Source organism: Proteus vulgaris (assembly GCF_023100685.1).
Taxonomy (GTDB): Bacteria; Pseudomonadota; Gammaproteobacteria; order Enterobacterales; family Enterobacteriaceae; genus Proteus.
On the sequence record NZ_CP090064.1, the window covers coordinates 3,664,241 to 3,683,532 of the forward strand.

The window sequence follows — 19,292 nt, forward strand, 5'->3', positions numbered from 1 at the left end:
TTTTTATTTGATTATCGAAAAAAAACTCGCGTTTAGAGTAAAAATACGCAATTTTAGTTAAAAAATGCTTATGATTTGTTTTTTTAGCATAAAACCCTATGAGATTAATCCTATCCTAATTAATGTTTTTATTCGTAAAATTGACCTCACATCAAGTTTGTAAATAAACGAACAATCAAGAAAAGAATGCATATTCTGGCTTTGATTCATTACTTCTTTTGCATATTAATTAATAGACATAAAGAAAATAGATATTCACAAACTTCAAAATACGTTCCATTAGATAAATATATTTTATTTAAAATTAGTATATTTAAATTTTATTTTAAATAAGCATTTAACTAATAAACAATCAAATAACTAAATACCTAAATAACTGAATATAGTTGAAAAGCTCTCTGTTATTTAAAAACACTATGCTGTGAAAATAATCAACAAAGGATACTTCAATATGAAAAAACTGACCTTAGCAGTTCTTGCAGTTGCTATTATGGGTGCAACTACTCTTGCTCAAGCTGATACTCGTAAAGCAAGCGCTGTTGCTTCATGGGATGCTAAAGCATACAAAGATACTAAAAGTATGTTAGTGGTTACACCATTAAAATCATTAACATTCAATTACGCTGAAGGTATTAAAGCGTTTAATACCCAAGACGGTGCTTTCGATATCACTATCCAAGGTCAACAAGGTGCAACTGATTTTAAACTGACATCAAAAATCATCTCTGACAAATTAAGCCGCGCATCTGACAATAGCGAATTAACTGTTGGTGTTAAATGGAATGGCACTGCGTTAAATGACACAACAGAAACCACAATGGTTGATGTTAAAGCAGGCACAACTGCAGGTCTTGATTTCTTAGCTCAAGAGGGTGCTTACAACGGTAAAGATCGTGTAAGTGGCCAAAGCCAATTCGCCTTTGATATCGCATCTGCAAAAATTGCTGGTACCGATGCTAAATTCTCTGAATTAGCTGATGGTTACTGGGATGGTGACGTTAAAGTTCAGTTTACTGCAACTTGGGAAGGCGACTTCACTACTACACCATAGTCTATGATCCACAAAATTATCTTTTAATAATAAAGGATGAGCGAATTTTCGCTCTTCCTTCTAGGATCCATGATGAAAAAAATAATATTAGCTTGTTTAAGCCCTTTGATTTTTTATAGCCAATTTGCAGCAGCCATTCATGTCGGTGCTATTACCGAAACTATGCCATCTGACCAAACTATTCTTGCCAAAGAAATTGAAAATAATGTCGATCAGGCACGTTTAGTCGGATTATCTATTGAGCGTATTTCATCACCTTTAGAAGATGGAAAAGTGCTCCCTTTAGTCAATAACGAGATTTTGATCTCACCAGCAAACTTAATTTTACCCGGCAAAACCAAAGAAAGTTTTAAAATTTTCTATAAAGGCCCTAGTGATAATCAAGAACGTTACTATCGCTTAGTGTGGCGTGACGATCCAGTGACTGAAACGGGATCAACGCAAAGTGCAAAAGCTGCAACGGCAACAACGTCTGCCATGATAAGCACCATTTTAGTGGTTGCTCCTCGCCAAGAAAAATTCGATTACCAATTTGATAAAGAAGCGCGTGTAGTGTTTAACACGGGGAATAGTTCATTTCGCACTGTCGCCACCGGTGACTGCATGCCAGATGCTGTAACAAAAAACGAAAATAACCGCTGTAGTGAACGCTACTACGTTATGCCTGGCCTTGGCGTCAAGCTAAAACAAGTCGATGTTCAAAGTAAAAAAGCAACTGTCGGCATTTGGCATAACGACGATTTTATTATTGTAAATTAAATTTTAATTTCATAAGGATCTATTGTGCGCAAATCTGTGGTGGCACTAGGTATTGCTATGTTCCTATTGTCCGAGAATACATATAGCCAACCCACCAATTTAAAGATAGGTAACTATATTATTCCTAGTGTCTTTGCCACAGCATTAGAAGAAGGAATGACGATCCCTGTCTATTTGCGTTACGATCTTTCTGAACAATCCGTTTTAGAAGAACAAAGTCGTAATAAAATTGCAGATGCGTTGGTAGTGCTTAAAGATAATAAAATCACCATTAACTCTGTGACCCCCACACTTGATGAAGGTGAAACACAAACGGCTTCTATCAATGAACAGCTTGTTCAATCATTAAATGAGCTTAAAGATAAGCCCTTCGATCAAAATAACAAGATAACGCTTTCCCCTGATGCGACACTTAATTTTGATTTAAGTACCTTTATCATGTCGTTAGATGTTAATGAGGCGGGTCTTGCCACGCAAGTCAAAGCACGTTCGGAAATGTTAGGAAAATCAACGGTTGATAATATTTCCTCTGTCACCACCTATAATTTAGGTGTCTATAACAACCAAATGAAACAGCAAAAAGATAACACCAATAATTATTTTTCACTTGATAGTATCTGGAGTTTTGCTGAAAACCATTTGAATCTTAGTGCCACGGCTTATGGCCTAGGCACCGCAGAGCAATCTTTTGATTTTTATCGTGCTATGTTTGAGCGTGATTTTAATGGTCGCCGTTTTGCTTTTGGTCTATTAAATACTTGGAACTTACAATCTATCGCCTCTATGTCGGCGCTCAATAGCAGTAAAGTTTACGGTATTACCTACGGCAACAATTCCTCATCCAAGGTCAATCATTCACAGCTCTCTTTAACACCTATCACCGTCTTTTTACCCAGTGCTGGTGAAGTGCGTGTTTATCGTGATGGTAAATTATTAAGTATTCAAAACTTCCCAATGGGAAGCTTTGAAGTTGATACCGCGCCACTCCCTTTTGGTATTTATCAAGTCGAAGTCGAAGTCGTTATTGACGGTAAGGTTCACTCCAAACAAGCTCAAACAGTGAATAAAACCTTCAATATGCGAGGCGCAACATTAAATGAGTTTCGTTGGGAAATATTCTCAGGCTATGTCGATTACAAAAAACGGATTAAAAATAACAATAATGAATATCGTACAACCAGTGGCGATAATACGGTCTTAGTTGGGGGCGCAGGTGCCATTACATTAGGCGTTTTTTCTGGCCTAAATCTACAAGGCTCGGCATATGCATTTGATAATACTGCCGTATTAGAAACCAATAGTAATTTACAATTAACAGATACACTCTCAACTAGTTGGCAGTCATTAATTGCTAAAGATGGTAGTAACCGTAATATTTTTACGGCTAACTACTCCTTACCTAAAGGAATTGGTGCTTTATGGGTTAATCGCGAAAAAGCGAATATCAAAGATAATTTCCCGATGTATGACTCTGATAATTACTCTTTTGGTACCACCCTCAATTTGACTCAATTTTGGGAATATGCCGGATCATTTACCTATTCCTATACCAAAGATTTACGCGATAAAAACAAATCGAACAACTTTGAATATGCTACTACACTTTATACAGGTCGTTATGGCAGCATGAGTTTGCGTACCGGTGTTCAACGTTATCACTATGATAACCAGAGTAGCACTAACGAAAAATACATCACACTGGATTTTTCATTACCACTCGCAACATGGCTTAGTGCCGGCGTTTCTTCTAGTAATGGTAATGTGCGTGGCGAGTTATCTGCATCGAAAAGCTTTGAAGATTCCGCTATTCGCAACGCAGGTTTATCAGTATCAACCTTATTACATGATAAAGATGGTACTGACAGTGATTTCTCTGTCAGCGGTTACGGCTCGTTCGATACCAAATACAGCGCAGGTACGTTAACCATGAGTCGCCCTAATAATGACCGTTTAAATACTACGTTAACCGCTAGAGGTTCATTGGCATATAGTGATATGAACTTCTCTGCCAGTGGTAAACAAGAAACATCTGGGGTGATCGTGAAAACAGGCATTGATGGTGAAGGGCAAATTGCCGCCAACGTCAATGGTCAACGTTTTGTTTTATCCGGCAGCAATAACTTTATTCCGCTTTCTCCTTACGCAGAATATAAGGTCGAATTACTCAATGACAAAAACAGTGAAGATAGCTTTGATATCGCCTCAGGTCGAGTGAAAAACGTAGTGCTTTATCCGGGTAACGTTGCAGTACATCAACCTGAACTAAAACAAATGGTTACCGTATTTGGTCGAATGAAATCGCCTGATGGCACACTGTTAGCCAGTGCGCAGGTACGTAACCATATCGGTCGCACTCAAACTGACCACCAAGGTCAATTTGCGATGGATGTTGATAAACGCTACCCAGTGATTTCATTACAACAAGATGATAAACAAATTTGTGAGGCTGAATTAGATTTGTCATCAGCTCGGGGTGTGCTGTGGGTGGGTGATGTAATTTGTGATCCGCAAACTACGTTGGTAAACAGGAATTAAAGGAAAGCATATAATGTTCAAACATTACCTATTATTAATACTTGCCCTTTTTACTACATTCACATGTAATGCAGTAACCTACACCAATGATATTGTTTTTATTGAAAACAATATTGATAACGAATATTTTATTACACCGCAAAAAACGGACCCCCGTTTTAGTGGTGCTAACGTTTTTACCAAATATAGTAGTGACCAGCTTAGTTTAGGTTACATGGGATATACGGGCGTAGTGCCTATCAATAATTACTTTGATATTTGGTTAGAAAACTCTCCAATTAAAATGCCATTTATTGGCAACCGCTGCTGGCGAACATATAGAGATTGTCCTTCTGATGGTATACAAAGACCTGAACAGGTTTTAAGCAATGGAATGTATCGTGCTTATATGAATACTCATGGTGGTGAAGCGGGTATTCCTAGGGCGATATTCTCTGATTCATTTTATCAATATATGCAAACTCTACCCGTTGGTAGTATAGAAAACTTTAGTTATTTTTTCTGCTATACCAAGGATGACTACAACCCTGCATTAGGTCAAACATGTCGCTCTGTAAACGGTAGAGTGACTGAACAAAGTTTTGCAATTACCAAAAAAGGGCATATAAGACTAAAATCAACCAATGCGTTACAAGAGATTTTTGTCGATAGTGAAGGCAATGCCGTATTAGGTTTAGGCTCTAAATTTTGTGAAATTGTTGGCGATAATGTTGTCTGTAAGATGGTCGATTATGAGCTAAGCGGTGAAAGCTTAAATGTCATGAGACTGGCGATGAAAGTAGATACAACGACATTATCATTTACGCCAGCAGCAAGTGATATTCTTCTTTCAGCAACCCCTACATCAAGAACCTTTTATTACTCTTCACCAACCATTGCCTCTTATTTAGTCACTCCTGGCGATGGAGGTGTTTATGTCCATTTTACAAAAAGCTTTTTCAAAAAATTAATTAAAAACAACGTTGATCTCTCTAAGAGCCAAGATTTATTTACCTTTAGTTTTACCAATACTGCGGTGCCTCAATCAGGATTTTATGAATTTACTCCTTCGAACACGATAATTATCAAGCCTCGTGATTATGGGATTAGTATTGTTTCTAAAGAATTAGTCAACAATCCTTATAGAGAAGGAAAAGTGGGTGATAAAGAGCCACCATTAACATTTGACTATATCGTCACGACCAGTGCATTTCGCCAAGCAAATAAAATCACTGCGGCGGTTGAAGGACCTAAAACAACAATCCGAGGTCAATCTTATTGCTTATTTAGCTCCAAAGATAAAAAAATGAATGTCCCCTTTTCTGCTTATCTGACTTATACCGATGCCAGTGGCTCTAAAGTCAAAAATCGAGCAGCTTGCGATAATGTGCCTATCTCCATTAAAGATGCGTTATGGACACAAACCACATGGCCTTATCCTTACCAATTAGAAGGGTATTTTTATCGTACTGATTTGCAACTGACTTTTCCAATGAATGAAAGCGCCTCACTTTTCTCAATGGAAGGTGAAGACTGGATTGGCGTGGTAGAAGCCCGTGGTTATGTCAATGTATTTGCAGAATGGTCAGGGACTGACATTCACTAAGTGAAATAAGCGTTTTTTTATTTCTATTAAGGATGAGTTTCCTCTAATACATAAGGAAAAAGTTGAAGATCAAAGCAAGCATCCATGCTTGCTTGATCTTCGATAGCCGTTATTAACATCCGCTGTTCTAACGTTATATTGTCTCGATGCCATCCTTGAGCAATCCAACCCAAACTAAACGCCATTAGTGCAATCCATGCATATACCGCTAGTGTGTTGGACATGACCTAACTCCTTAGTCATTCGAGACAAAATTGACTTCACCGACTTTTATTATGATGAAAATGTGTTGCACTTTTTACTTGGTATCATCTTTTTCTTTTCCTGAAAAAAATTGATTACCTCGCTTACGTAACCAGATTTCGACTAATTGATAACCCACAATACCGAGCGCAGAGCCTATTCCCATTACTGCGACAGAATTAATTCCAGGCCATAAAATAAGCAGCGCACCAGCAACAACAGAAACTGCAGAGCCTAAAATAATTTTGCCGATGAACAATCTTAATGTCATTGTTTCATTCGCAACGAGCATCTTCCCTAATGCAATAAATGCGCCTACGATCACCAACGATATTAATGTGTTGTCATATTCATCCATGAATACACCTCATCTCTGATCACTTTTTATTTAACTGTAAAAAGAACCCTCACCTCCCAACATTCATCAGATAATCTGTAAAGAATTAGCAGCAACCACAACCCTGTGTAACTGAATAAATCCTGATTGAGGTAACATAAGTTCCTTTTATTTCAACTATGCGCAATATCCATTTGCGATAAACAACAAGCTATTCAGTTATATTACTGCTAACTTCCTTGTTAATTTACGATAGACATCCTTGTCTAATTATTCACTCACACTGAAAACCAACAAAATAAATAAATAATAAATTCAATATGTTGCTCATCTCCGTATGATTTAACGTGAAGCTATTATCTACAAAGTTTGTATTTCAGGCTAGTAAGTTTGTTCGGTTAACCTCGGCTATCAACTCTTAACCGACAATAACCGAATTATTCACCTTAACAAAAACAAATAAACTTGTTTTAAGCCTCTTTAAACGGCATGAAAACAAGTATTTATATAAAAAAACAATAAATAGGCTGGTTATAATACAAATTTCAGCTAATATAGAAGGTATTAAATATACCCATAACAAAGAGAAAAATGAGATGCGTGTGTTAACTATTTTTTGTCCTGAATGCGGTGAAAAAGCGCTTATAAAGAAAAGTAATCGTAAACACAAAGAGTTATCCGATCTCTATTGTGCTTGTCGTGATCCTGAATGTGGACATACCTTTGTGTTAAATCTCACGTTTAGCCATACTCTTATGCCAAGCGCAAAAAACAAAGATACATTGTTATTAGATGTTATTAAAAACCTTTCTCCAGAGCAGCGAGAGAAAGCACTCACTCTTTTGCAAGGCATGTAACCATCACGATCAGATACTCTCTTTTTCATTTATTTTTATGATCTTGCTCCCATTCTGGCAGGTTATTTGACTAACCTATTCTTATAGAAAGATAAATGATGTAGATTTATTTTTATACTAAATGAAAATAATTCTTATGTTTTAAATAATACAAACACCACGTGTTTGCCTATCCTTTACTTAATAATTTGTCAGCCGCATAGACCAGAAAATTGATTTCTGGTTTAAAGACTAAACACAAATTTCAAATGGAGCATTTAAGATGAAAAAGCTGATTAATCGAGTTGATGACGTGTTATCTGAACAACTACAAGGCTTTGCAAAGGCCCATCCTGAAATCAAACTTCATCCTTCTTCTTTTTATGTCACGCGAAAAGATGCTCCGATAAAAGGTAAAGTTGCGCTGCTATCCGGTGGCGGAAGCGGGCATGAACCCATGCATGCCGGCTTTGTAGGTAAAGGTATGCTCGATGGTGCATGTCCAGGTGAAATATTTACATCACCAACACCAGATAAAATGTATGACTGCGCCAAAGAGATTGATAGCGGTGAAGGTGTTTTAATGATCGTAAAAAACTACACGGGTGACGTGCTGAATTTTGAAACGGCAACAGAACTGCTTCATGACGATGGTGTGAAAATTGCCACAATATTAGTTGATGATGATGTGGCGGTAAAAGATAGCTTATATACCGCAGGACGTCGTGGTGTTGCCAATACCGTATTAATTGAAAAACTACTGGGTGCGGCAGCTGAAAGAAGCGACTCTCTTGATAAACTGGTTAAATTAGGCCATCACATTAATAACAATGGTTTTTCTATCGGTGTTGCCTTGGAAGCCTGTACAGTGCCTGCGGCAGGAAAACCTTCTTTTACTTTACCTGAAAATGAAATGGAATTTGGTGTTGGGATCCATGGCGAGCCAGGTATTGATCGCCGTAAATTTACTTCACTGAATGATACCGTTGATGCCATGTTTAATACCTTAATTGAAAATGGCCACTATCAACGGGTGATCCGTAATTGGGATCGTGAAAACGGCACTTGGATCGATGAAAATCAGGAAAAACAGCCTTTAAAATCTGGCGATCGTGTCATTGTTTTAGTTAATAACCTAGGTGCCACACCACAATCTGAACTTTATGGTGTTTATAACCGTTTAACCCAATGCTGTGAAAAATTCGGCTTAACCATCGAACGTTCTTTAATTGGTTCTTATTGCACTTCGCTCGATATGTCAGGGATCTCCATTACGTTATTAAAAGTGGATAACGAATTACTTACCTTATGGGATGCACCTGTTAATACACCGGCGATGGTGAAATAAGTTTTTAATGACAAAAAAAGGAACACGAAATGGCTTTAACTCATACTCAAATCATTCTTTGGTTAGAACAATGTGCATCACTTTTTGAACAAAATAGTGATTATCTGACAGACTTAGATCGTGAAATAGGTGATGCCGACCACGGCTTAAATATGAATCGTGGTTTTAGAAAGGTGCTTGAAAAACTGCCTGAATTTGAAAATCAAGATATTGGTACGATCCTTAAAACCACAGGCATGACGTTACTCTCAAATATTGGCGGAGCAAGTGGGCCTCTCTTTGGTACCTTCTTTATTCGTGCCGCAAAACCGACAGCTTCATTACAAAATTTAGAACTCAATCAACTTGTTGAAATGGTCACTGAAGGTGTAGAAGGTATTGTGAGCCGAGGAAAAGCACAGCCCAATGACAAAACCATGTGTGATGTTTGGTGGCCTGTAGTTGAGTCATTAAAACAATCTAATGAGCAAAACCTTTCTATCAAAGAAGCCCTTGATCAAGCACACATTGTGGCCGAAAAAGCCGCTGAAAATACCATTCCAATGCAAGCTCGAAAAGGGCGAGCAAGCTACTTAGGTGAACGCAGTATTGGGCATAAAGATCCCGGTAGTGCATCTGTTGTGCTAATGATACAAGCCCTTGCAAATAGCATTAACGCATAACTGACCAAGAAACCAATACAAGCAACCAATAAAGGTCTACCATGATAAATATTGTTATTGTTTCTCATAGTAAACATCTCGCTGATGGTGTGGCAGAACTTGCCAGTCAGATGCTTAATCCGGCTCATTGCCAACTTGCAGTTGCCGCAGGTATCAACGATGAAGAACATGCAATTGGTACTGATGCCGTTAAAATTATGACGGCGATAGAATCGCTTTCTCAAGCACAATCAATTGTTGTGATGATGGATTTAGGCAGTGCAATATTAAGTGCAGAAACCGCGATTGAATTACTTGATCCTGAACTCGCTGAAAAAGTGACACTCTGCTCTGCACCATTAGTTGAAGGTACACTTGCAGCAGTTGTTGCCGCTTCTTCTGGCGCTTCTTTAGAAAAAGTTATTGAAGAAGCTTCAAACTCGTTATACCCCAAAAAAATTCAACTTGGCGAAAACTTCGTCCAGCCTAAAAATGATATTAATGCTCCCGTCAAAATCCAAGGTAAAGAGGCAAGCTGGGTCGTGCGTAATCCTCATGGTTTACATGTAAGACCTGCTGCCACCTTAGTAGAGGTACTTTCTACCTTTCATTCTGATTATCAATTAGTTAAAGGTGATAGACGAATTAATCCTCTGAGTTTAAATCAACTCTCATTAATACAAATTCGCCAAGGTGATGAGATAACACTAATTGCTTCTGGTGAGCAAGAAGATGAAGCAATCGCAGCCTTTCTTGAGCTCGCTCAAAATGGCTTTGGCGAAGAGCTCCCTTCTGACTCTGACACGACAACCTTAAAAGGCATTTTAACCCCTGTCGCCCAAATTAAAGCTCCAGCTTTTATTTGGCACGAAACTGAATTGTCGCCCGTAGAAAATTTGTCTGAATCAATAGATGTTGACACTCAAATCATCAAATTTAATCATGCCATCAAAAATACATTAAACGTTCTAAAACAGTATGCAGAAAAAGCCAATCAAACCTTAGGTGAACATATTGGGGCTATTTTTAATGGCCATATCATGATGTTAGATGATGATGAATTAATCACATCTGTAGTTGATCGTATTAAAGAAGAAAAGATTAACGCACAACAAAGCTGGTCTGATGAAATGCAAGAGAGAACACAGCTTTATTGTGCACTTACTGATCCTTATTTACGGGCACGTGAACTTGATCTCCGTGATCTGCGTAATCAAGTCCTCTATCAATTGCAAGATAAAACACGCCCTGCATTTACACCATCACAACCGGCTATTTTGGTAGCTAACGAGCTTTTCCCTTCCACCTTAATCCAATTAGCTGATAGTCCATTAGTTGGTATTGCTTTAGCCAAAGGTGATAGTCGTTCTCACAGCGCCATTATAGCCACTGAAATGCATTTACCAATGTTAGTGAATTTAGGGCCTGCACTATTAAAAGTGACTGAATCCCAGAAACTAAAACTAGATATAAACAAAGGTGAACTGATTATTGAATCGATCGCACCATAACCTCTTTTTAAATTAACTACATAAAAAACCCGCACTATCATGTGCGGGTAAACCCTCGAAATAACACGATTACCTTTAATACAACGTAAAAAACTAACTAGCAACCTGATAAAGATCATTTCTTATTTCCTTTTTAAAATAAGAAATCCAAACCATTCTATAAAAATAAATTTACTATTTTCTAATTTTCCTTTAATACCAATATATAATTAACTTGTAATTTAAATCTTTTTTATATCATCCAAAAAAGATAACTTATCCTTTAATGATGATATTCTTTTGACGGTATAATAAACATTAAGCAATTGTTTTTCACTCTGAATGAAAAATACAAATCGTAATTAGATAGTTTATTGATTTTAATTTATAGGAAATATAAAAACTTTATAGATAAAAAACAACGTAACTCAAAAAATGAGTAAACATGTAATTTTATCGTCATAATTAGAGCTATAACCCAATAAACCAAACATAACAGCATAAAATAACACGCATAGTCTATTATCGAATGTATTTATACAAAAAAAACTAAAAATTTTGAATAATAAATATTATAAAAAGCCATAAAGCATAAGATAAATTAATTAAATAAACATATAAATAACTAAATTTCGTTAAAAATAGATACAATTGATAAGATTTTATTACTTATTAAAATTAAGAAAAAATACTTATAGGATTATTCTTATCACTTTATTTTCCTATATTGTTTAAATTAATTCTATTAAATAATGTTTAATTATATTTATATCTAAATTAAAAAAACAAACACATTAAATAACAATCAGATTGATTTTATTTAAATATAAAGAATAAGCTTTTTATTTATGGAGGCTTAATAAAAGACATTAATAATACCCACCTCAAACCAATCAATAAAAGAGTTATTCTTTAAATATTTTCTTGAAATTATTTAAAGAGAAATTCTTTTATTTTAAGAATGTATCAGTGTATTTAATTTCTTTCATTAATAGAAAGATAAAAGCAATCTATTATAGATAATCATCAAAGGATATTTTATGAAAAAGCTGACATTGGCTGTTCTTGCTGTAGCTATTATGGGTGCAACTACTCTTGCTCAAGCTGATACTCGTAAAGCAAGCGCTGTTGCTTCATGGGATGCTAAAGCATACAAAGATACTAAAAGTATGTTAGTGGTTACACCATTAAAATCTTTAACTTTCTATTATGCAGAAGGTATTAAAGCGTTTAACTCTCAAGATGGTGCTTTCGATATCACAATCCAAGGTCAAGAAAAAGCAACTGACTTCAAACTGACATCAAAAATCATCACCGATAAATTAACGCGTGCATCTGATAACAGTGAATTAACTGTTGGTGTTAAATGGAATGGCACTGAATTAACTAACTCTACAGAAACCACAATGGTTGACGTAGCAGCAGGTACTTCTGCTGGCCTTGATTTCTTAGCACAAGAGGGTGCTTACAACGGTAAAGATCGTGTAAGTGGCCAAAGCCAATTCACCTTCAATATCGCTTCCGCAAAAATTGCTGGTACTGATGCTAAATTCTCTGATTTAGCTGATGGTTACTGGGATGGTGACGTTAAAGTTCAGTTTACTGCAACTTGGGAAGGCGACTTCACTTCAACTCCATAAGCCATAAAGTTAGTTTTTTAATAATTAAGGGGTGAGCGAATTTTCGCTCTCCCTCAAGGATTCGCTATGAAAAAAATAATATTAGCCTGTTTGAGTCCTTTGGTTTTTTATAGCCAATTTGCAGTAGCCATTCATGTCGGTGCCATTACCGAAACTATGCAATCTGACCAAACTATTCTTGCCAAAGAAATTGAAAATAATGTCGATCAGGCACGTTTAGTCGGATTATCTATTGAGCGTATTTCATCACCTTTAGAAGATGGAAAAGTGCTCCCTTTAGTCAATAACGAGATTTTGATCTCACCAGCAAACTTAATTTTGCCCGGCAAAACCAAAGAAAATTTTAAAATTTTCTATAAAGGCCCTAGTGATAATCAAGAACGTTACTATCGCTTAGTGTGGCGTGACGATCCGGTGACTGAAACGGGATCAACGCAAAGTGCAAAAGCTGCAACGGCAACAACGTCTGCCATGATAAGCACCATTTTAGTGGTTGCTCCTCGCCAAGAAAAATTCGATTACCGTTTCGATAAAAATGCTCGCATTGTCTACAACACAGGAAATAGCTCGTTTCGTACCGTCGCTACAGGTGATTGCATGCCAGATGCTGTGACAAAAAACGAAAATAATCGTTGTGGTGAACGCTATTACGTCATGCCAGGTCTTGGTGTCAAGTTAAAGCAAGTGGATGTTCAAAGTAAAAAATCAACTGTTGGTATTTGGCATAACGACGATTTTATTATTATAAATTAATTTAATAAGGACTCCTTGTGCGTAAATCTGTAGTGGCACTAGGCATTGCTATGTTCCTATTGTCCGAGAATACATATAGCCAACCAACCAGTTTAAAGATTGGTAATTATATTATTCCTAGCGTCTTTGCCACTGCATTAGAAGAAGGAATGACGATCCCTGTCTATTTACGTTATGACCGTTCTAATCAATCTGTATTAAACGAACAAAGTCGTAATAAAATTGCAGATGCACTTGTGGTACTTAAAGACAATCAGCTTACCATAAGTTCCATCACACCAACTTATGAGAGTGACGATTCTCAAGTTGCTTCTATTAATGAAAAAATTATTAGCTCACTTGTATCACTGAAAGATGCACAAATTGGACAACAAGGGAAAATAACACTCTCACCTGATGCCACTCTTGTGTTTGATTTAAACTCATTCATTATGACATTGGATGTCAGCGAAGCGGGTCTTGCAACACAAGTTAAAGCACGCACTGAAATGCTTGGCGAATCAACAGTAAGAAATATATCAGCAGTAACTACCTATGATTTAGGCGTCTATAACAATCAAATTAAACAGCAAAAAGATAACACCAATAGTTATTTTTCAATTGATAGTATCTGGAGTTTTGCTGAAAACCATTTGAATCTTAGTGCCACGGCTTATGGCCTAGGCACCGCAGAGCAATCTTTTGATTTTTATCGTGCTATGTTTGAGCGTGATTTTAATGGTCGCCGTTTTGCTTTTGGTCTATTAAATACTTGGAACTTACAATCTATCGCCTCTATGTCGGCGCTCAATAGCAGTAAAGTTTACGGTATTACCTACGGCAATAATTCCTCATCCAAGGTCAATCATTCACAGCTCTCTTTAACACCTATCACCGTCTTTTTACCCAGTGCTGGTGAAGTGCGTGTTTATCGTGATGGTAAATTATTAAGTATTCAAAATTTCCCAATGGGAAGCTTTGAAGTTGATACCGCGCCACTCCCTTTTGGTATTTATCAAGTCGAAGTCGAAGTCGTTATTGACGGTAAGGTTCACTCCAAACAAGCTCAAACAGTGAATAAAACCTTCAATATGCGAGGCGCAACATTAAATGAGTTTCGTTGGGAAATATTCTCAGGCTATGTCGATTATAAAAAGCGTATTAAAAATAGAGATAATGAATATAGAACATCGAACTCAGATAATACATGGCTTGTTGGGGGCGCAGGGACTGTTACTTTAGGCGTTTTTTCAGGGTTAAATTTACAAGCATCAACCTATGCATTTGATGATTTAACCGTACTTGAAACCAATGCTAATTTACAATTAAGTGAAAATATATCAACTAGTTGGCAATCACTTTTTGCTAACGATGGTAGTGATCGCAATATAATTACCGCATCTTATTCATTGCCCAAGGGTTTTGGCTCACTTTGGGTAAATAAAGAGAAAGGGAATATCAAAGATGATTTCCCGATGTATGACTCTGATAATTACTCTTTTGGTACTACCCTCAATTTGACTCAATTTTGGGAATATGCCGGATCATTTACCTATTCCTATACCAAAGATTTACGCGATAAAAACAAATCGAATAACTTTGAATATTCCACCACACTCTATAACGGACGTTACGGTAGCATGAGTTTGCGTACCGGTGTTCAACGTTATCACTACGATAACCAAAGTAGCACTAACGAAAAATACATCACACTGGATTTCTCACTACCACTCGCAACATGGCTTAGTGCCGGCGTTTCTTCTAGTAATGGTAATGTGCGTGGCGAGTTATCTGCATCGAAAAGCTTTGAAGATTCGGCTATTCGTAACGCAGGTTTATCGGTATCAACCTTATTACACGATAAAGACGGTACTGACAGTGATTTCTCTGTCAGTGGTTACGGCTCTTTTGATACCAAATACAGTACTGGTACGCTAACCATGAGTCGCCCTAATAATGATCGTTTAAATACTACGTTAACCGCTAGAGGTTCATTGGCATATAGTGATATGAATTTCTCTGCCAGTGGTAAACAAGAAACATCAGGGGTAATTGTTAAAACAGGCATTGATGGTGAAGGGCAAATTGCCGCCAACGTCAATGGCCAACGCTTTGTTTTATCCGGTAGCAATAACTTTATTCCGCTTTCTCCTTACGCGGAATATAAGGTCGAATTACTCAATGATAAAAACAGTGAAGATAGCTTTGATATCGCCTCAGGTCGAGTGAAAAACGTAGTGCTTTATCCGGGTAACGTTGCAGTACATCAACCTGAATTAAAACAAATGGTTACCGTATTTGGTCGAATGAAATCGCCTGATGGCACACTGTTAGCTAGTGCGCAAGTTCGTAACCATATCGGTCGCACTCAAACCGACCACCAAGGCCAATTTGCAATGGATGTTGATAAACGCTACCCAGTCATTTCATTACAACAAGATGATAAACAAATTTGTGAAGCTGAATTAGATCTTTCATCTGCACGTGGTGTGTTATGGGTAGGTGATGTGATTTGTGATCCGCAGACTACATTGGCGATTCGAAATTAAAAGGAATAATAATGATGATAAAGCCTTCTTTTTTAACACTTGGCCTTTTAACTACAGTCGCAATAAATTTATTTTCAATGCCAAGTTATGCAGGTGAAACTGATTATATTTTTATCGAAAATAATATCGATAATGAATATTTTATAGCACCACCAACAAGATCTAAGCCTCGTTTTTCTGGTGCTAATATATTAACTAAATATCCTGTTGGGCAAAAGAGTTTAGGTTATTTAGGACCATCAGAAAAACCTGATAGTTCATTTGCTAAAAAGGGGGAATATATGGATATTTGGCTAAAAGATTCCCCTATTGACTCCCCTTTTATTGGTAGTCGCTGTATGCAAAGTAGTGGTTGTCCTAATGACTTTACTCTTCATGCCGAACGAATTAAAAGTGATGGCAGTTATAAATCTTATTTATATACAAATGATGGACAGGCACTTTATGCACGTGGCGTACTTTCTATGTCGGCATATCAATTTTTTAGAAAGCTTCCTGTTGGAAATACAACAACATTAAATTATAACGCATGTTCAACTAAAATTGATTATGACGTTAATACTCAGAGTTGTGAATCTGTTGGTGGGAATTATCATATAAAAAATGACATGATCTCTTTAACTAAAACGGGTCATTTAACCTTAAAATCCACCAATGCTTTACAAGAGATTTTTGTTGATAGTAATGGTAATGCGGTATTAGGATTAGGTTCTAAGCTTTGTGAGAGTGCCGTTGTTAAAAAAGAGCAAGGTATAATGTGCGCTCTTGTCGCTTACAATTTCGAAGGTAGTCTTACAGGAAATAATATGGATATTGCTCTAAAACTTAATCCTTTAATAGATGGGCTTAAATCAAAAAGTTCACTCTATATTGGTGATGGTAAGAACGTATGGAATTCAGGTGGAACTTCAATAATAGATATAGATAAAATTGTTTATAATGGTGACGGTGATATTTACCTTTTTATGGGACAAGCTTTCTTAAAAGAAGTTATCACAAAAAAAATTGATTTAGCAAAAAGCCAAGAGCTATTTACTTTCTTCGTTGATAATACAAAATTATCTCAATCTGGCTATTATGAATTTACGCCTTCCAATACCTTAATTATAAAACCTCGTGATTATGGTGTTAGCATTGTTTCTAAAGAGATGATAAATAATCCTTATCGTGAAGGAAAAGTGGGCGATAAAGAGCCACCGCTAACCTTTGACTATATCGTTACCACCAGTGCATTTCGCCAAGCAAATAAAATTACAGCCGCAGTTGAAGGCCCTCAAATTACATTAAAAGGTCAGCCTTACTGCTTATTTAGCTCTAAAGATAAAAAAATTAATGTACCCTTTTCAGCTTATCTGACTTATACCGATGAAAGTGGTTCAAAAGTTAAAACCCGCACAGCTTGCGATAATGTACCTATCTCCATAAAAGAAGCCTTATGGACACAAACCACATGGCCTTATCCTTATCAATTAGAGGGTTATTTCTATCGTACCGATTTGCAATTAACCTTTCCGATGAATGAAGGAACATCTCTTTTCTCAATGGAAGGGGAAGACTGGATTGGCGTGGTAGAAGCCAGCGGTTATGTCAATGTATTTGCTGAATGGTCTGGCACAGATATTTACTAACAGTCAAGTTGGCTAATCAACGGGTATAAATTTAGTGTTTATACCCGTTTTGCTTTTGAACCTACATAATGTAATCTGGATTAACAGTATTATAGTGTGGTTTATTACTGATTATTAAAAAGCGAATTAAAGAGATAGAATGAAAAAAATATTAAAATTTATCAGTATATTAGTGCTCTCAGCACTAACATTTTCAACCCATGCTCTTTATGTAGGTTCTGAAGTTTTTACTCTTGAATCTGATAAAACCTTTTTCTCTCGCACTTATCTTAATAATACAGACAGAACGAATCTTTATAAAATTCATGTCTATAAAATCGAAAAACCGGGAGGCAAAGAAAAAGATGAAAAACAACTCCCTATCGATGATGGTGAAATACTTTACACACCGTTGCAAAAAGTATTATTACCTAATGAACATGAGTTTTTTAAATTATTTTATAAAGGTGCCAAAGACGATAAAGAGCGTTATTACCGAATTATTATTGAAGAAACTCCTGTTAACTTAGTACCTTATCAAGAAAACAGTAAACAGCCTTTAGTCGTTCCGACTGTTGGATTAAACACCGTGATGGTTATTCGTCCTCGTGAAATGAAATTCACTTATGATCATAATAATGTTGCTGGCACCATCAGAAACACAGGCAATACTTATTTCCGTTTACTGTTAAATGACAAATGCGATTCTGACGAAGAAAATGCCAAAATATTACAACTGTTACCCGGTGAAAGTTACCAACATCCTTGGCTAAAGAAAGAGCATAAACAGTTTATTATTGCCTTTGACCGTTATATTGGATTAGAGAATAATTGCACTACAAACTAACATAAATGCTGATTAAAAAAATAAAGGTAGCCTAATAAGCTACCTTTTTTATTATAAAATAAGTGATCCTACCTATTTCATAACCTTTCCTGTTATTTCCTCTCATTTGAAAGAAAATGTAACTTTGTTAAATATATAATTTTTGCAAATACATAATTAATTAAATTAATTTATATTTTGTCATATTTATCATTTTTAACTTTTGAGTAATAATCATAAAAAGATAACAATAACAATATAAGTTATTGATAATTAATTATTTTACATTATTAACGATAAAGTTATTTTTATTACATTTTATTCCTATTTTTTTATGACGTTTTTAATAAACTATTTTTCAAATTTATTCGATAATTTATCTAATGATTCATCTTTTTTGGATGCTCATAATTTTATTTATAAATTCATGAAAAAAACTTTTTAGCCGATATTGCTATTAACGTCGATAATTTTTTAGGAATAAACCATGAAAAAATACCACGTCTTACTAAGCCTATTACTGACAGCATTTACCACAACTGCAACTTACGCAAACAACAGTGCTTCTATACAAACTGTTGCAAATTGGCATGCTACAGCAGTAAAAAAACCACAAAGTGAATTAGGTGTTACCCCTTTAAATGCCCTACATTTTGAAGTAACAGAAAATAACCGCTTTAATACACAAAATGGGACTTTTGATATCACTGTTAAAGATGCCGAAGGGGCAACAGACTTTAAATTAACTTCGAAAATTATTAGTAATGAACTTAAAAATGCGACTGATAATTCTGTATTAACAGTGAAAGCAGACTGGAACGGTAAAACATTATCAAATAATCAAGAAACCGTTATTCTCGATAATCAAAAAGGTATTCATCATGGGCTGGTGGCTGAGAATAAAGAATCAGAGAAAAGCGAGTTAAAAAGTCTTCAAAGTGCTTTTTTATTTAATGTTATCAATGGTTCTCAAACTGTTGCATCATTACCAGAAGGTTTATGGGAAGGCGCTTTGCGTATTGAATTTACCAGTAAGTGGTCAGGCGATTTTGTAACTCTCGCTGCAAGATAATTCAATCGATGTATCTTAAAAGAAAAAATGCGAAAGAGCGC

16 protein-coding genes are annotated in these 19,292 nt (G+C 36.1%); 14 read left to right on the top strand and 2 right to left on the bottom strand.

What is annotated here, in order from left to right:
* Positions 1-451 precede the first annotated feature (451 nt).
* The 4 genes from ecpA (LW139_RS17510) (at position 452) to LW139_RS17525 (ending at position 5,930) form a co-directional block, all read left to right on the top strand.
* Positions 452-1,051 (top strand): common pilus major fimbrillin subunit EcpA, encoded by a 600-nt coding sequence (gene ecpA, locus LW139_RS17510; RefSeq protein ID WP_227336056.1) that lies wholly within the window; start codon positions 452-454, stop codon positions 1,049-1,051.
* Positions 1,052-1,123: 72 nt separating this feature from the next.
* Positions 1,124-1,810, top strand: coding sequence for a hypothetical protein (locus LW139_RS17515; protein ID WP_109409172.1), 687 nt, complete (start codon positions 1,124-1,126; stop codon positions 1,808-1,810).
* Positions 1,811-1,834: 24 nt separating this feature from the next.
* Positions 1,835-4,345: a CS1-pili formation C-terminal domain-containing protein gene (locus LW139_RS17520; protein ID WP_227336057.1), complete on the top strand. Its 2,511-nt coding sequence runs from the start codon at positions 1,835-1,837 to the stop codon at positions 4,343-4,345.
* A gap of 13 nt (positions 4,346-4,358) precedes the next feature.
* Positions 4,359-5,930, top strand: coding sequence for a fimbrial protein (locus LW139_RS17525; RefSeq protein WP_227336058.1), 1,572 nt, complete (start codon positions 4,359-4,361; stop codon positions 5,928-5,930).
* A 26-nt stretch (positions 5,931-5,956) separates the two neighbouring features.
* Here the strand turns inward: LW139_RS17525 and LW139_RS17530 are convergent, their stop codons facing one another.
* Together LW139_RS17530 and LW139_RS17535 are read right to left on the bottom strand one after the other, a co-directional pair.
* A complete protein-coding gene (locus LW139_RS17530) occupies positions 5,957-6,154 on the bottom strand; it encodes a hypothetical protein (protein WP_166540064.1) in 198 nt (65 codons plus the stop codon).
* A 74-nt stretch (positions 6,155-6,228) separates the two neighbouring features.
* Entirely contained in the window at positions 6,229-6,531 is a 303-nt protein-coding gene (locus tag LW139_RS17535) for a phage holin family protein (RefSeq protein WP_109410219.1), read from the bottom strand.
* Between the two features lie 575 nt (positions 6,532-7,106).
* On the opposite strand from LW139_RS17535, the gene LW139_RS17540 reads away from it, so the two are divergent.
* From LW139_RS17540 to LW139_RS17585, 10 genes are all read left to right on the top strand, one after another.
* Complete coding sequence (locus LW139_RS17540; RefSeq protein ID WP_023582814.1) at positions 7,107-7,367, top strand: ogr/Delta-like zinc finger family protein; 261 nt, start codon at positions 7,107-7,109, stop codon at positions 7,365-7,367.
* A 262-nt stretch (positions 7,368-7,629) separates the two neighbouring features.
* The gene (gene dhaK / locus LW139_RS17545) at positions 7,630-8,694 is read left to right on the top strand and encodes a dihydroxyacetone kinase subunit DhaK (protein ID WP_166540065.1); all 1,065 of its coding nucleotides are present in this window, start codon (positions 7,630-7,632) and stop codon (positions 8,692-8,694) included.
* A gap of 29 nt (positions 8,695-8,723) precedes the next feature.
* On the top strand, positions 8,724-9,356 hold the full coding sequence (dhaL, locus tag LW139_RS17550; protein ID WP_109410221.1) for a dihydroxyacetone kinase subunit DhaL: 633 nt from the start codon (positions 8,724-8,726) through the stop codon (positions 9,354-9,356).
* 41 nt (positions 9,357-9,397) lie between these two features.
* Positions 9,398-10,846 carry a dihydroxyacetone kinase phosphoryl donor subunit DhaM gene (dhaM, locus tag LW139_RS17555; RefSeq protein ID WP_166540066.1) on the top strand — a complete coding sequence of 483 codons (1,449 nt, stop codon included), beginning with the start codon at positions 9,398-9,400 and terminating at the stop codon, positions 10,844-10,846.
* 1,019 nt (positions 10,847-11,865) lie between these two features.
* A complete protein-coding gene (ecpA, locus tag LW139_RS17560) occupies positions 11,866-12,465 on the top strand; it encodes a common pilus major fimbrillin subunit EcpA (protein ID WP_227336060.1) in 600 nt (199 codons plus the stop codon).
* A gap of 66 nt (positions 12,466-12,531) precedes the next feature.
* Positions 12,532-13,218: a hypothetical protein gene (locus LW139_RS17565; RefSeq protein ID WP_247850311.1), complete on the top strand. Its 687-nt coding sequence runs from the start codon at positions 12,532-12,534 to the stop codon at positions 13,216-13,218.
* Positions 13,219-13,235: 17 nt separating this feature from the next.
* Positions 13,236-15,746: a CS1-pili formation C-terminal domain-containing protein gene (locus tag LW139_RS17570; RefSeq protein ID WP_227336062.1), complete on the top strand. Its 2,511-nt coding sequence runs from the start codon at positions 13,236-13,238 to the stop codon at positions 15,744-15,746.
* 11 nt (positions 15,747-15,757) lie between these two features.
* The gene (locus LW139_RS17575) at positions 15,758-17,374 is read left to right on the top strand and encodes a fimbrial protein (RefSeq protein WP_166540068.1); all 1,617 of its coding nucleotides are present in this window, start codon (positions 15,758-15,760) and stop codon (positions 17,372-17,374) included.
* Between the two features lie 139 nt (positions 17,375-17,513).
* Positions 17,514-18,200 carry a fimbrial protein gene (locus tag LW139_RS17580; protein WP_208105149.1) on the top strand — a complete coding sequence of 229 codons (687 nt, stop codon included), beginning with the start codon at positions 17,514-17,516 and terminating at the stop codon, positions 18,198-18,200.
* 466 nt (positions 18,201-18,666) lie between these two features.
* Entirely contained in the window at positions 18,667-19,251 is a 585-nt protein-coding gene (locus tag LW139_RS17585) for a common pilus major fimbrillin subunit EcpA (protein WP_109410034.1), read from the top strand.
* Positions 19,252-19,292: the final 41 nt, after the last annotated feature.

Coding starts and splice junctions, on each gene's coding strand:
- ecpA (WP_227336056.1), top strand. CDS start 452: ATGAAAAAACTGACCTTAGCAGTTCTTGCAGTTGCTATTATGGGTGCA.
- LW139_RS17515 (WP_109409172.1), top strand. CDS start 1,124: ATGAAAAAAATAATATTAGCTTGTTTAAGCCCTTTGATTTTTTATAGC.
- LW139_RS17525 (WP_227336058.1), top strand. CDS start 4,359: ATGTTCAAACATTACCTATTATTAATACTTGCCCTTTTTACTACATTC.
- LW139_RS17530 (WP_166540064.1), bottom strand. CDS start 6,154: ATGTCCAACACACTAGCGGTATATGCATGGATTGCACTAATGGCGTTT.
- LW139_RS17535 (WP_109410219.1), bottom strand. CDS start 6,531: ATGGATGAATATGACAACACATTAATATCGTTGGTGATCGTAGGCGCA.
- LW139_RS17540 (WP_023582814.1), top strand. CDS start 7,107: ATGCGTGTGTTAACTATTTTTTGTCCTGAATGCGGTGAAAAAGCGCTT.
- dhaK (WP_166540065.1), top strand. CDS start 7,630: ATGAAAAAGCTGATTAATCGAGTTGATGACGTGTTATCTGAACAACTA.
- dhaL (WP_109410221.1), top strand. CDS start 8,724: ATGGCTTTAACTCATACTCAAATCATTCTTTGGTTAGAACAATGTGCA.
- dhaM (WP_166540066.1), top strand. CDS start 9,398: ATGATAAATATTGTTATTGTTTCTCATAGTAAACATCTCGCTGATGGT.
- ecpA (WP_227336060.1), top strand. CDS start 11,866: ATGAAAAAGCTGACATTGGCTGTTCTTGCTGTAGCTATTATGGGTGCA.
- LW139_RS17565 (WP_247850311.1), top strand. CDS start 12,532: ATGAAAAAAATAATATTAGCCTGTTTGAGTCCTTTGGTTTTTTATAGC.
- LW139_RS17575 (WP_166540068.1), top strand. CDS start 15,758: ATGATGATAAAGCCTTCTTTTTTAACACTTGGCCTTTTAACTACAGTC.
- LW139_RS17580 (WP_208105149.1), top strand. CDS start 17,514: ATGAAAAAAATATTAAAATTTATCAGTATATTAGTGCTCTCAGCACTA.
- LW139_RS17585 (WP_109410034.1), top strand. CDS start 18,667: ATGAAAAAATACCACGTCTTACTAAGCCTATTACTGACAGCATTTACC.